Raw genomic sequence first — 12,801 nt, 5'->3', positions numbered from 1 at the left:
TATTAAGCCCCGAATAGATTAAATATCTGTTCGGGGTTTTTTGTATAAAAAAATTCTAATTTAGTTTATAGGGTGTTATCAATTGAAACTCCGGGATATTAACCTCAAATTTCTGACCATCTACTACTCGTATCATTTCGTATGAACCTTTCATTGTTCCAATATCTGTTTTCAAATTACATCCAGAAACATACTCATGGTTTTCTCCGGGTTCGATAAGGGGTTGTTGCCCAACTACGCCCTCGCCCTCAACAGTACGTTTTGAACCGTTTGAATCGAATATGGTCCATTTTCGGCTCATCAATTGTACGGAGTAATCACCCATATTTTCTATTTTTACCCTGTAGGCGAACATAAAATGCTCGTTCGCCGGATTTGAATATTCCGGTTGGTAAATAGTTTCTACTGATACTTTAACCCCCTCAGTAATTTTGGTAACCATCATATTTTGGATTTACGAGTTTCAAAATTAAACAGTTTCTGCCTGAAAACGCTCATTAATTTCTGCTAGAACAGAATAAATATCATCAATATTCTCGAGAGAAACCAACTTCATTCGATATTCTTTAAAATCAGGAATTCCTTTAAAATAATTAGCATAATGTCGTCTCATTTCAAAAATACCTGTTTTATTACCTTTCCAAGCAATTGATTTATCAAGGTGTGTTTTGCAAACATCTATGCGTTCTGTAAGTGTTGGTTCGGCCAAATATTCTCCCGTTTTAAAAAAATGCTTAATTTCTCTAAATATCCAAGGGTATCCAATGGCGGCTCTTCCAATCATGATGCCATCAATTTCGTATTCCATTCGCCATTCGGCAGCTTTTTGAATGGAATTTACATCTCCATTTCCAAAAATTGGAATTTTTATTCTTGGATTTCTCTTGATCTCCCGAATTAATGTCCAATCAGCCTCACCTTTGTACATTTGTGCACGTGTACGACCATGAATTGTAAGTGCCTGAATACCAACATCTTGAAGTCTCTCGGCAACTTCACGAATGTTTTTGGTATTGTCGTCCCAACCCAGCCTTGTTTTAACGGTAACCGGCAGATGAGTAGCTTCAACAACGGCTTTGGTCATTAAAACCATTCTGTCAATATCCTGAAGTAAACTCGCACCAGCACCACGGCAAGCTACATTTTTAACCGGACAGCCATAATTTATATCGATTAAATCAGGTTTAGCTAAGGTGGCTATGCGTGTCGCTTCGCGCATGCTTTCAATCTCACTCCCAAAAATCTGTATTCCGATGGGGCGCTCATACTCGAAAATATCGAGTTTCGCGCGACTCTTTGCCGCATCGCGAATCAATCCCTCGGAAGAAATAAACTCGGTGTACATCATATCAGCCCCATTTTGTTTACAAACAAAACGGAATGGGGGGTCACTTACATCCTCCATTGGAGCGAGTAAAAGTGGGAACTCCCCTAAATCTATATTTCCTATCTTTACAGACATTAGCTATCTTTCAAACTTGTATTTTTACATGGGTTTGTTAGCTCATGTAAATGCAAAATTACAAATAAATTATTAGCATGTTTAAATCAGGGTCAGCAGAACGTCATCCTTTAAGCTCTTTACTTTTATTATTTAGTTTGTTCTTGGCATGTGCAGCAATTTTCGGGCTTTTGGGCTTGGGTATTGCTGCGATAACTTACGGACTTGAACCAAATATTAAAGAATTTGATGGTAGCGCCTTCCCCCTTGAAAGCATTAGGATTATTCAAATCGTTTCATCTTTCGGAATGTTTGTGGTAACCGCTCTACTTTTTGCTAAATCTGAGAGTAAGCAATGGATTAGTTTCTTAAACTTTAAAAAAACGAGGCCGGTTTTGCTTATTCTTACCGTCTTAATTATGCTCAGCATAGGCCCCATGATGGAGTTCATCAATGATTTAAACAAAAACATGGTCTTACCTGAGGCATTAAAGGAAATTGAAGTATGGATGAAGCTAAAAGAGGAACAAATGCTTGAAATGACGAAGCAGCTACTCGTTATGAACTCATTTAATATTTTTCTGATTAACATTTTAATGCTTGCTATTATCCCTGCATTGGGCGAAGAGTTGATTTTTAGGGCTTGTTTGCAAAAGGTTTTTGCACGCTGGACCGGTAATTATCACATAGCAATTTGGATTACTGCAATAATATTTAGTGCGATACATTTTCAGTTTTATGGTTTTTTGCCACGCATGGTTTTGGGTGCACTTTTTGGATATATGCTCGTTTGGAGTGGCAGTATTTGGGTTCCCATTTTGGCACATTTTCTAAACAATGGCATTGCAACTCTGGGGGCTTATGTTATACAGCAAAAGGGTAAATCCATTGAGAATGTGTTTGAACCCGACCCGGCTAGTATTCCTGTTTTTATTGCGAGCACATTGGCGTTTGTGGCACTTATCTGGTATTTTTATTACTATACAGTAAATTCAAAGGAAAATAACGTAGAATTATCGGATGGAAGCAGATTGGATTAAGGTATATACCTCAGCAGATTTTTTTAAATCAGAATTAGTTAGGCAGGTTTTAGTTGATCATGAAATGGATGCCATTATTATCAATAAACAGGGTTTTCCTTATCGTATTGGCGAGGTTGAGGTTTATATTCACGAGAGCAATCTTGATAAAGCTAAAGGTATCATCATGGAAAACGAACTGTAAATGAAAACAAGAGCAATTACGGGTTTTATTTTTGCGGCAGTTGTGTTGGGCTTGGTCTTGGTTGATGCCAATACTTTTACGCTATTTTTTATTCTTATTTCTATCCTTTGTACGCTTGAGTTTTACAAATTGGTTAAAACGGATGACGTAAGGCCCAACTTAAGTACAGGATTATTGTTTTTACTTAGTATTATTAGCCCCTTAATTGCTCATTTTATGGCTAATCAAGCCATAAACAACCTTGTTTTTTGTATTCCGTTTGGGGTTTTATTGATTGTTTCAGAACTGTACAAACACCATAAAAATCCATTTCATAATATTGCTTATACGTTTTTGGGACTCGTGTATGCGGCAATTCCATTTTGTTTTTTCTATGCTATGGCCTTCCAGGATGGGCAGTATTCATTTCATTATCCATTGGCATTTTTAATGATGCTTTGGTCGAGTGATACTGGAGCCTATATTTTTGGAGTTCAATTTGGTAAACACCGTCTTTTTGAAAGACATTCGCCCAAAAAGAGTTGGGAGGGATTTGTTGGTGGATTAGTTTGCAGTGCCCTAGTTGCTTATATTTTGAGTCTTTATTTTACTGAGCTTTCTTTAGTTCACTGGTTAGTTATGGCCTCAATTATTGCCGTAACTGGGACCCTAGGCGATTTATCCGAATCCATGCTGAAGCGCAGTCTTTCCACCAAAGATTCAGGTACTTTTTTACCTGGCCACGGTGGATTTTTAGATCGCTTCGACGGCTTATTGATTGCTGCCCCACTTGTTTATTTTTATTTACATTTAATTAGCCTATAAAATTTCATCTTCAAATAAATGGAACGGTTTTTATTCTAAAACCCCAAAAATAAAATTTATGGAGCAAGATTCTAATAAACAGCAAGATTCCGGATTAGAAAATGAACCTAAACCAGATCGTTCTTTAGTATATATGATTATTGGTCTTGGTCTGCTTGTTTTGGTCATGGGCTATCTTACTTTATATGTGGATGATGTATCAAGTATTTTCTCGGCAAAGGATGAAGTTAAAATTAGCAAAACAGAAGACAACTCGGATGTGTTAAGTGATAACTTGGCAATGAGTGATGAGGAGGTTAGAATCTCCCTCATCAAGTTTATTGAAGTTTTTTATAATGATCAGAGAAGAGGATATTTTGATCCCCCAAGTTATTTCCCCCCGATTACTCAAACCTATTTTAATTTCCACAACCTCACTTACCAAAAAATTAAGGAAGTTCATTGGAAGCGCTTAGCTGACATGAAGAATTTCGAATTAACTTGGGATATTTCTTCGCTTGAGTTTGAACGAAGTGCTAATGAAATTTATGCAAATTACTGGACCAATATTAGTTATTTCCGACCATCACGAAATATGGATGTTAGCGCAGCTGTTCGCTATGAAATAGTAATTAATGACGAAGGAAAAATCAGCTCATTGCGGGAAATTGAAATTAAAAATTTGGTGGAGTCGCCACGTTCTTTTCAAAGTGACACAAGCGATTTTAGGGAGAATGATAAAAACTATCAGGAAAAATCAAATAGTAAGGATGATGCATTAACCGTAGAATCACAAAAGCCAGAATCTCACGATGATTCCAAGTTATATGATATTGGAAATGTTCAAATTGCACCCGAGTATCGTGGGGGACAAAAAGCTTTGGCCATGTTTTTAGCCTCCAGATTAAGGTATCCTGCTAAGGCTCGAGAAAACAGAATACAAGGGAAGGTTTATATAGGCTTCGTGATTGAGAACAACGGAAGCTTAAGCGAGTTTAAAGTTATCAGGGGAATTGGATCCGGTTGCGATGAAGAAGCCATTCGCGTTCTTAAATTGAGTCCGAATTGGAAAGCCGGCATTATGAATGGATCGCCCGTTAGAACCTCTTATACCCTTCCTATAAGCTTTCAGCTACCTAATTAAGTCGTTTCTGGAATAGTTGCTATTTCTTGAAGCATTTCAATAGCAATATCTAAGGTATTTACATGTTCAATTGCAAGTCGCAGGGTGTTCTTGACTTCTTTTAAATTGCTGATACGTGGATGTGCTTCTAAGAAAGAAAGAACTCGGCCAAATTGTTCTGTTTCATAATATGCCGATTGCTTATTGATAATAAAATACCCTCTTAGAACCCCCTTTTTTAAAGATATTTTCTCAAAACCAATCATTTTACCCAGATATTGGAGTCGCCAGGTATTAATCAATTCCGTTACTTGTTGTGGCACGGGACCAAAGCGATCGGCTAATTTTTGTCGGAAGGCATCTAATGCTATTTCATCCTCAATGTTTGAAAGCTCCGTATATAAATTATAGCGTTCGGCAATATTGGTTACATACTCATCGGGTATCATTACCTCCAAATCGGTATCTACATGCGTAAATGAAACAAAAGGTCGAGGCTTTTCATCACTAAATAGATTTTTAAATTCATCTTCTTTTAGTTCCTGAATGGCTTCATCAAGAATTTTATGGTACATTTCAAAGCCTATTTCGGCAATAAAACCACTTTGTTCGGCGCCCAATAAGTTTCCGCTTCCACGGATATCTAAATCTCGCATCGCCACATTAAATCCGCTGCCCAGATCCGAAAACTCTTCAATGGCACTAAGTCTTTTGCGTGCTTCATTGGTTAGTGTGGATAGTGGCGGACTTAATAAATAGCAGAATGCTTTTTTATTGGAGCGACCTACGCGGCCGCGCATTTGATGTAAATCACTCAGGCCGAACATGTGCGCATGGTTGATTAAAATTGTATTTGCATTGGCGATGTCTAATCCAGCCTCAATAATTGTTGTGGCCACTAAAACATCATATTCCCCACCTACAAATTTGAGCATCACATCCTCCAGTGCATCTCCTTCTAGCTGTCCATGTGCAATACCAATTCTTGCTTTAGGTACTAATGTGTTTATTAATCCGCCCAATTGCATCAAATCTTGCACCCTATTATGGATAAAAAATACTTGTCCCCCACGATCAATTTCAAATTCCACCGCCTCTTTTATCAGCTTCTCATTAAAAACATGTAACTCGGTAAGAACGGGCTGCCGATTTGGAGGGGGAGTACTGATAATACTTAAATCTCGGGCCCCCATTAATGAAAAATGTAGTGTTCGTGGAATGGGTGTTGCCGTTAACGTTAAAGTGTCTACATTGGCTCTAAACTGCTTTAATTTCTCCTTCACCCCAACTCCAAACTTTTGTTCCTCATCAATAATGAGTAGTCCTAAGTCTTTGAATTTTACATCTTTACTAACGATGCGGTGGGTACCGATAATAATATCAATCTTGCCCTCGGCAAGCTTTTCAAGAGTTTCTTTAATTTGTTTTGTTGATTTAAATCTGTTAATATAATCAATATTGCATGGAAAATCTTTTAATCGGGCAGTAAAGGTTTTAAAGTGTTGCAAGGCTAATATGGTTGTAGGAACAAGAATCGCTACTTGTTTACTATCTGTAACTGCTTTAAATGCCGCACGAATTGCAATTTCTGTTTTTCCGAAGCCCACATCGCCACAAACTAATCTATCCATGGGGTGTGTCGATTCCATATCCCTTTTTACATCTGCCGTAGCTTTTACCTGATCGGGAGTATCTTCATAAATAAAGGAGGCTTCTAGCTCGGTTTGAAGGTAAGTATCGGGTAAAAATGCTGTTCCGGTCTGTAATTTCCGCATAGCATAAAGCTTTATTAGATCGCGGGCAATGTCTTTAACTTTTTTTTTCGTCGTCTTTTTTAACTTTTCCCAGGTATCTGTTCCTAGTTTATTCATTTTTGGAACCGTTCCCTCTTTACCTGAATATTTTGAAATTCGGTTCAAGGAGTTGATATTCACATAAAGAAGGTCGTTATCGGCATAAATCAAACGAATCATTTCTTGCGATCGACCATTTACATCTACCTTTTCAAGTCCGGCATATTTACCTATACCATGATCAATATGTGTGATATAATCACCGGGTTTTAAATCCCTAAGTTCCTTAAGGGTAATCGCTTGGCTACGGATATAGCCTTTTTTAAGTTTGTACTTGTAGTAGCGATCAAAGATTTGATGATCAGTATAGCAGGCTAGTTTTTGTCCGTGATCAATAAAACCCTCCCTTAAGGATAGATGAATTGGTTTAAACTCAATACCAGCCCTTAGGTCTTCAAAAATGCTATATAAACGCTCAATTTGTTTGGTCGAATCTGTAAAGATTAGGTTTTCTGTGCCTAATTTCTCATTCTCCTTGAAGTTATGAATAAGGAGGTTAAAATCCTTGTTAAAGGAAGGTTGTGGCTTGGTATCGAAAAGAATTGTTTCATCTGGACTATAAAAAAACTGCTTTCCAAATTCAATCAAATCAAAATCGTTGAGTTGATCGGCAAGCATTTTTTCGTCGGTGAAATTGAATTTTGGATCAATCCATTGTGGATTTTGCTTTTTATCTTCTGCACCCAATGCTTTCCAAAACTCCATAGCTTTTTTAAAGCCAGTTTTTATCACGTCCAGCGTAAATTCTACATCTTTAAACCATATCATGCTATCTTGATCGATGTATTCAAGAAGAGAAATATTATGGTCAGTTAAAAATTTAGACTGAACATTTGGCACAACAGTAATACTTTTTACCTGATCTACAGAAAGCTGATCTTCTATCTCGAATGTTCGAATGCTTTCGATAAAATCGGCAAAAAACTCAATTCTATAGGGAAGGTCATGTGAAAAAGAGAAAATGTCTACAATACCACCGCGCACAGAAAACTGACCCGGTTCATACACAAAATCAACCCTGTCAAAATCGTATTCAATTAAAAATTCGTTGATAAACTCAATGTTTAATTTATTTCCTACGGCAATTTCTAAGGTGTTTTTTTCTAGCGCTTCTCGGTCGATTACTTTTTCTGCTAAGGCCTCTGGGTAGGTAACTATAATTTTTCCAAATTCGGTAGCGTGATTTAATTCGTTTAAAACTTCCGCACGTTGCAGCACATTGGCACTATCAACCTGAGTAAATTCGAAAGATTTCCTGAACGAGGATGGAAAAAACAGGACTTCTTTTTCGAGTAGGTTTTCTAAATCACTTAGAAAGTAAGCCGCTTCTTCTCGTTCGGGAAGAACAAAAACCATGTGCCTATGCAATAAAAAATACGTAGCTATGGCAATGATCGAATCACTTGATCCGACTAAACCCTTTAAATGAACCCGTTTTTTCCTACCTTTATTAAGGGCTTCTGCCAGAATGGCAATGCGGGGGTCCGATTTGTACTGAATTAAAATATCCCGAATGTTCACGCCCTAATTTTCGATTCAAATATACTATTTAAGAGCTAATTATTTCTCTGGCAGCTTTTTCTTGAAGGAATAATGTCTATTTTTTCAATGTTTAATCGTATTTTAGGTAAAAGAATTTTTAGAGAGTAACATATTTTGAATAAACAGCTCTTATACCATAGAATAAAAGATGCTTAAAAAATTACCTTTTGAATTAATAGTTTGGTCGGGAGCTTTGTTGTTCCTAGCATTTACCGAGACCTCTGTTTCTTCTCATTCTTCTTTATGTCCTCTTGATAATTTGGGCTTCAGCTGGTGTCCCGGATGCGGATTGGGCAGGTCAATTAGATATATACTTCATGGTGATTTTATACTTTCATTTTCTCAGCATTGGTTTGGCATTCCTGCTTTAACAATCCTGCTTTACAGGATTATACAATTATTAAACAACTTCCTTTTAAACTTAGACAAAACAGTTCCAACATGGAAATAGACCCACTAGTTAATTTTAAGGGCATGAGCCCCGATGAATACGCTTATTTGCAGCAGATTTTAGCTGGTATGGATCAGCGACAGTCCCAGAATTTCGTGGCATTTTATTCCACTCGCCGAAAGGATTCTCAAGAAATCCTTCTTTTCACCTTACTTGGTTTATTGGGTATTGCCGGAATACAGCGTTTTATCATCGGTAATATGGGTATGGGTATTCTGTATATTCTAACAGCTGGTTTATGTTTTATTGGGACAATTGTTGATATTATTAATCATAAATCTCTGACTTTTGAGTACAACCGGAATGCTGCAAACGAAAGTGCTCAGCTTGTAAAAATGATGGTTTATCCACCAGAAAAATCAATTTAATTACTATCGGGACTGGAAAGATCCTCATATTGGCAGATATATTTATATCTTTTATAGGCATACTAATCTATTTTTTTCACGATAAAAAAATTTGATAGGAAATGTTCCCGGCGATTTAAGGATTGAAAGACCGGGTTTTAGCCCTTATATTCCATTTACGAGCATGATTCTATTCAGTCTTCTGATCAATTGATTTTAAGAATTTGGAGCTGGTTGAACTTATAGATTACCTTTGGCTATGAAATTAAAAGAATTATCCTCCTTTCTTGAAGAAATTGCACCCCTGTCTTATCAAGAAGATTATGATAATTCAGGCCTGATTGTTGGGCATGCTGAGATGGAAATTTCTGGGGCTCTCATTTCACTGGATTGCACAGAATCTGTTTTAAACGAGGCCATTGAACTCGGGTTTAATTTAATTATATCACATCACCCAATCGTTTTTAAGGGCTTAAAAAAGTTTAATGGGAGTACTTATGTGGAACGTGTGGTGATGAAAGCAATTAAGCATGATATTGCCATTTATGCTATCCATACCAATTTGGATCATGTAATCCATGGAGTAAACAAGAAAATTTGTGATAAACTAGGCATCCAGAATCCCGTAATTTTAAGTCCCAAAAGCGGTGTACTAAAGCAATTAGTAACTTTTTGTCCGGTAGAACATGCAGAAAATATTCGCAGAGCATTGTTTGAGGCTGGCGCAGGTTCTATTGGTAAATATTCGGAGTGCAGCTTCAACTCGGAAGGGGTGGGTACCTTTAAAGCGGCAGAGGGTGCAGATCCATTTATCGGAGAAATCGGTAAGCAGCATCAGGAGTTAGAGACAAGAATAGAGGTTATTTATCCAACTAACCTTGAGAGTAAAATTTTAAGTTCATTACATATAGCACATCCATATGAAGTGGTGGCTTATTCTATTTATCCCTTAAACAATGCTTATCAAGAGATTGGTTCGGGCATGATTGGTGATCTAGATCGTGAATGGGATGAGCTTGAATTTTTAAAATTGATAAAAGAAAAATTGGGTTCAAAGTTGATTCGCCATACCAATATTAGGTCAAAAAAAATTCGTAAAGTTGCGGTTTGTGGGGGCTCAGGAAGCTTTCTTTTAAAAAATGCCATAAATGCCGGTGCAGATTTATTTATCACCGCAGATTTCAAATACCATGAATTTTTTGACTCGGAAGGAAAACTAATTATTGCCGATGTAGGACATTTTGAAAGTGAGCAGTTTACGCAGGAATTATTGTTGGAATTAATTTCAGAAAAATTTAGTAACTTTGCCCTCCGTTTAACGTTACAGAACACAAACCCCATAAATTATTTGATTTAATGGAACAATCAGTAGAAGATAAATTAAAAGCATTATTCGAGCTTCAGACCCTTCACACGGAGATCGATAAGATCCGTCAAACTAGAGGTGAGCTTCCTATGGAGGTTTCAGACCTTGAAGATGAGGTTGCGGGTCTAGAAACCCGAATTCAGAAAATAAAGGCAGAGCTTGATGAGCTCGAAGATTCAATTGTAACACGTAAGAACGTTATTAAAGATGCTCTTGCTGCTACAAAAAAGTATGAAGCCCAACTTGCTGAAGTAAAAAACAATCGTGAATATGATGCAATTTCCAAAGAAATTGAAATTCAGGGATTGGAAATTCAGGTTTCTGAGAAAAAAATCAAAGAGTATTCATTTGACATCCAGAACAAAACTGATGTTTATGAAAAAGCTTTAGCTGTTATTACAGAACGCAAAAAAGATCTTGAGCTTAAAAAAGCTGAGTTAGAAACAATTACTGCTGAAACTGAAAAGGACGAAGCAGTTATCTTAGCAAAGGCTGAAGAAGCTGAAAAACACATTGAAGAACGTCTTTTAATTGCTTACTACCGTTTACGTAAAAATGCTAAAAACGGATTGGCAGTTGTAACCATTAGGCGTGATTCTTGTGCAGGTTGCTTTAACCAGATACCACCTCAAAGACAATTGGATATCCGTCAGCGTAAACGTATTATTGTTTGCGAGCATTGCGGAAGAATTATTGTTGATGAAGGTTTTGCTGGAGAAGAAGAAGCTAGCATCTAACAATTAAAATATTAGAAAGCGATCAGGATCCCTGGTCGCTTTTTTTTTGCCTGAATAATTTAATTTTCTCAAATGTTATTTAGAAAGGTGTTTTTCGCGTTCCTGCTCCTAGCTTTCACACCAAAGGCCCATGCCAATTTTGACTTCAATGCAAATTGCATTAAAGCCTATCAAAACATTATCGCACTAAAGCTAAATACCGCTCGGGCAATTATTAATGACGAAAAAAGGAAGCACCCCGACAATTCAATTCCCTACCTACTTGATAATTATGTAGATTATTTCAATCTTATCATAAGTGAAAGCAATGCCGATCTTCAGCGTTTTAAGGAAAGTAAAAGCACTCGTTATAGCCGGATAGAAAAGGACGATAAAAGCTCCCCCTATTATCTTTATGCCTTGGCCGAAATTAACCTTCAATTGGCTTTAAGTAGAAGTAAAGAAAAGGAATATTTCAGCGCATCTTTAGAGTTCAATAAAGCCTACAATCAGTTAAAAGAAAACTCAAAAAAGTTTCCAGGGTTTTTACCTAATCAAAAAAACTTGGGTATGATTAATGCCGTTTTGGGTTCCTTCCCTGATGGATTATCTAAGGCTTTATCTGTATTTGGAATTCGTGGGGATACTCGTGCCGGAGTTAAAATTTTAGAAAATTTGATTGAAAAATTACCTCAATCAAACTATGCCCACTTTTATGATGAAACCGTTTTTTATTATTCAATAATTCAAACGGATATTATTTCTGATTCTATGAATTATGGAAGAATAATAAAAATTACAGATGCACTTGATTCTGAAAGCTTGTTAAGAACCTATATTAGGGCTTATGCAGGCATTAAACTAGCTCACTCCAGTAATTCAGTACTTGAATTAAACAAAAGGCCTAGGGGCGTGTTGTATGCACACTATCCTTATCTTGATTATTTAACTGGGCTTGCTAAACTTCAAAACTTGGATCAAAGTGCGGCAACTAGTTTTAATACATATCTTAAATCGTATCGCGGGACTAATTTAATTAAGGATACTTATTTACAATTGGCTTGGCTAGAGCTCATTAAAGGAAATATTCAAGGCTATCAAAAAAATGTTGAATTAGTAAAAACAAAGGGTTATAATGTACATAATAGAGATATTCAGGCTTTAAAGGAGATAAATTATGGCATTCCTGATATAAATTTACTGAGGGCAAAACTATTAGCAGATGGTGGTAATTATGAAAAGTCTTTTGCTCAATTGTCGGGTAAAAATACCCAAGATTATAAAAGTTTAATGCATAAAATTGAGTTTAATTATCGTTTGGGCAGACTTAATGAGCTAACTTCTAGATATGAGCAAGCATTGAAATACTATCAAGTGGCCATTGATTTGGGGAAGCATCAGCCCTATTCATTTGCCGCTAATTCGGCATTGCGAACTGGGAATATTTATGAAAAGTCTAAAAATCTGATTCGTGCAAAGCAGTACTTTAATCTCGCCATTAGCATGAAAGATCATGATTATGAAAATAGTATTGAAAACCGTGCGAAAGAGGGATTAAAACGTTTGATGGATTAAAATTTGTAAACCATGGAGTTAATGTTCATTCCGGCGCCAACAGATGTAAACACAACAATATCTCCCTTGTTGATTTGATGCCCATTTAATTTATTTTTTAAGATTAAATCAAGAAGGGTCGGAACGGTTGCAACTGAGCTATTTCCAAAATGTGCAATAGTCATAGGCATCACATCCATTGGGGCATCTGTAATGCCATTAAGTTTAAATAATCGTTTTAAGATGGCTTCGTCCATTTTTCCATTTGCCTGGTGAACGAGTACCTTTTTGACATCGCGAATATCTGTACCAGACTTATCAAGAGTTTGTTGTATTAAATGTGGAACATTTTTTAGGGCGTATTCATAAATTTTGCGCCCATCCATTTTAATGTACTTTTC

The 12,801-nt window shown here is 36.6% G+C and carries 14 protein-coding genes; 10 read left to right on the top strand and 4 right to left on the bottom strand.

The features are described 5' to 3' along the window. Nucleotides 1-55: 55 nt before the first annotated feature. Nucleotides 56-442: a Co2+/Mg2+ efflux protein ApaG gene (apaG, locus tag ACILQF_RS04995; protein ID WP_395626316.1), complete on the bottom strand. Its 387-nt coding sequence runs from the start codon at nt 440-442 to the stop codon at nt 56-58. A 27-nt stretch (nt 443-469) separates the two neighbouring features. Continuing rightward, complete coding sequence (dusB, locus tag ACILQF_RS04990; RefSeq protein ID WP_395626315.1) at nt 470-1,462, bottom strand: tRNA dihydrouridine synthase DusB; 993 nt, start codon at nt 1,460-1,462, stop codon at nt 470-472. Between the two features lie 77 nt (nt 1,463-1,539). On the opposite strand from dusB, the gene ACILQF_RS04985 reads away from it, so the two are divergent. The 4 genes from ACILQF_RS04985 to ACILQF_RS04970 are packed head-to-tail and all read left to right on the top strand — an operon-like array spanning nt 1,540 to nt 4,592. Beyond that, nucleotides 1,540-2,481, top strand: a complete 942-nt coding sequence (locus ACILQF_RS04985; protein ID WP_395626314.1) for a lysostaphin resistance A-like protein — start codon at nt 1,540-1,542, stop codon at nt 2,479-2,481. Continuing rightward, nucleotides 2,462-2,665: a hypothetical protein gene (locus ACILQF_RS04980; RefSeq protein WP_395626313.1), complete on the top strand. Its 204-nt coding sequence runs from the start codon at nt 2,462-2,464 to the stop codon at nt 2,663-2,665. The genes ACILQF_RS04985 and ACILQF_RS04980 overlap by 20 nt, the downstream gene beginning before the upstream one ends. Next, nucleotides 2,666-3,469, top strand: a complete 804-nt coding sequence (locus ACILQF_RS04975; RefSeq protein WP_395626312.1) for a phosphatidate cytidylyltransferase — start codon at nt 2,666-2,668, stop codon at nt 3,467-3,469. 58 nt (nt 3,470-3,527) lie between these two features. Then, nucleotides 3,528-4,592 (top strand): energy transducer TonB, encoded by a 1,065-nt coding sequence (locus tag ACILQF_RS04970; protein ID WP_395626311.1) that lies wholly within the window; start codon nt 3,528-3,530, stop codon nt 4,590-4,592. Here ACILQF_RS04970 and mfd read toward each other — a convergent pair. Continuing rightward, nucleotides 4,589-7,945 carry a transcription-repair coupling factor gene (mfd, locus tag ACILQF_RS04965; protein ID WP_395626310.1) on the bottom strand — a complete coding sequence of 1,119 codons (3,357 nt, stop codon included), beginning with the start codon at nt 7,943-7,945 and terminating at the stop codon, nt 4,589-4,591. The genes ACILQF_RS04970 and mfd overlap by 4 nt on opposite strands. Before the next feature lie 169 nt (nt 7,946-8,114). Here mfd and ACILQF_RS04960 point away from each other — a divergent pair, with 169 nt between their 5' ends. The 6 genes from ACILQF_RS04960 to ACILQF_RS04935 all read left to right on the top strand — a co-directional run bounded on the left by ACILQF_RS04960 (nt 8,115) and on the right by ACILQF_RS04935 (nt 12,421). Then, nucleotides 8,115-8,417, top strand: a complete 303-nt coding sequence (locus tag ACILQF_RS04960; protein WP_395626309.1) for a DUF2752 domain-containing protein — start codon at nt 8,115-8,117, stop codon at nt 8,415-8,417. Continuing rightward, nucleotides 8,408-8,785 (top strand): TM2 domain-containing protein, encoded by a 378-nt coding sequence (locus tag ACILQF_RS04955; RefSeq protein ID WP_395626308.1) that lies wholly within the window; start codon nt 8,408-8,410, stop codon nt 8,783-8,785. The genes ACILQF_RS04960 and ACILQF_RS04955 overlap by 10 nt, the downstream gene beginning before the upstream one ends. Nucleotides 8,786-8,876: 91 nt before the next feature. Beyond that, nucleotides 8,877-8,978, top strand: a complete 102-nt coding sequence (locus ACILQF_RS04950) for a DUF2905 domain-containing protein (RefSeq protein WP_395626307.1) — start codon at nt 8,877-8,879, stop codon at nt 8,976-8,978. A gap of 45 nt (nt 8,979-9,023) precedes the next feature. Continuing rightward, nucleotides 9,024-10,121, top strand: coding sequence for a Nif3-like dinuclear metal center hexameric protein (locus ACILQF_RS04945; RefSeq protein ID WP_395626306.1), 1,098 nt, complete (start codon nt 9,024-9,026; stop codon nt 10,119-10,121). Then, entirely contained in the window at nt 10,121-10,867 is a 747-nt protein-coding gene (locus ACILQF_RS04940) for a zinc ribbon domain-containing protein (protein ID WP_395626305.1), read from the top strand. Before ACILQF_RS04945 ends, ACILQF_RS04940 begins: the two co-directional genes overlap by 1 nt. Before the next feature lie 72 nt (nt 10,868-10,939). Continuing rightward, a complete protein-coding gene (locus ACILQF_RS04935) occupies nt 10,940-12,421 on the top strand; it encodes a tol-pal system YbgF family protein (protein ID WP_395626304.1) in 1,482 nt (493 codons plus the stop codon). Here the strand turns inward: ACILQF_RS04935 and ACILQF_RS04930 are convergent. Beyond that, the coding region (locus tag ACILQF_RS04930) for a 3-oxoacyl-ACP synthase III family protein (RefSeq protein WP_395626303.1) at nt 12,418-12,801 on the bottom strand (384 nt) is incomplete at its 5' end. The two genes, ACILQF_RS04935 and ACILQF_RS04930, sit on opposite strands and share 4 nt — an antisense overlap.

Source organism: Daejeonella sp., from assembly GCF_044232565.1.
GTDB lineage: Bacteria > Bacteroidota > Bacteroidia > Sphingobacteriales > Sphingobacteriaceae > Daejeonella.
The sequence above is the reverse complement of the archived record's forward strand: the minus strand, read 5'-3'. Positions and strand labels throughout refer to the sequence as shown.

Bases quoted from the DNA above. Each gene is read 5' to 3' on its own strand.
- ACILQF_RS04945 (WP_395626306.1), top strand. From the start codon at position 9,024: ATGAAATTAAAAGAATTATCCTCCTTTCTTGAAGAAATTGCACCCCTG.
- ACILQF_RS04970 (WP_395626311.1), top strand. From the start codon at position 3,528: ATGGAGCAAGATTCTAATAAACAGCAAGATTCCGGATTAGAAAATGAA.
- ACILQF_RS04980 (WP_395626313.1), top strand. From the start codon at position 2,462: ATGGAAGCAGATTGGATTAAGGTATATACCTCAGCAGATTTTTTTAAA.
- ACILQF_RS04960 (WP_395626309.1), top strand. From the start codon at position 8,115: ATGCTTAAAAAATTACCTTTTGAATTAATAGTTTGGTCGGGAGCTTTG.
- ACILQF_RS04975 (WP_395626312.1), top strand. From the start codon at position 2,666: ATGAAAACAAGAGCAATTACGGGTTTTATTTTTGCGGCAGTTGTGTTG.
- ACILQF_RS04985 (WP_395626314.1), top strand. From the start codon at position 1,540: ATGTTTAAATCAGGGTCAGCAGAACGTCATCCTTTAAGCTCTTTACTT.
- ACILQF_RS04940 (WP_395626305.1), top strand. From the start codon at position 10,121: ATGGAACAATCAGTAGAAGATAAATTAAAAGCATTATTCGAGCTTCAG.
- dusB (WP_395626315.1), bottom strand. From the start codon at position 1,462: ATGTCTGTAAAGATAGGAAATATAGATTTAGGGGAGTTCCCACTTTTA.
- ACILQF_RS04955 (WP_395626308.1), top strand. From the start codon at position 8,408: ATGGAAATAGACCCACTAGTTAATTTTAAGGGCATGAGCCCCGATGAA.
- ACILQF_RS04935 (WP_395626304.1), top strand. From the start codon at position 10,940: ATGTTATTTAGAAAGGTGTTTTTCGCGTTCCTGCTCCTAGCTTTCACA.
- apaG (WP_395626316.1), bottom strand. From the start codon at position 442: ATGGTTACCAAAATTACTGAGGGGGTTAAAGTATCAGTAGAAACTATT.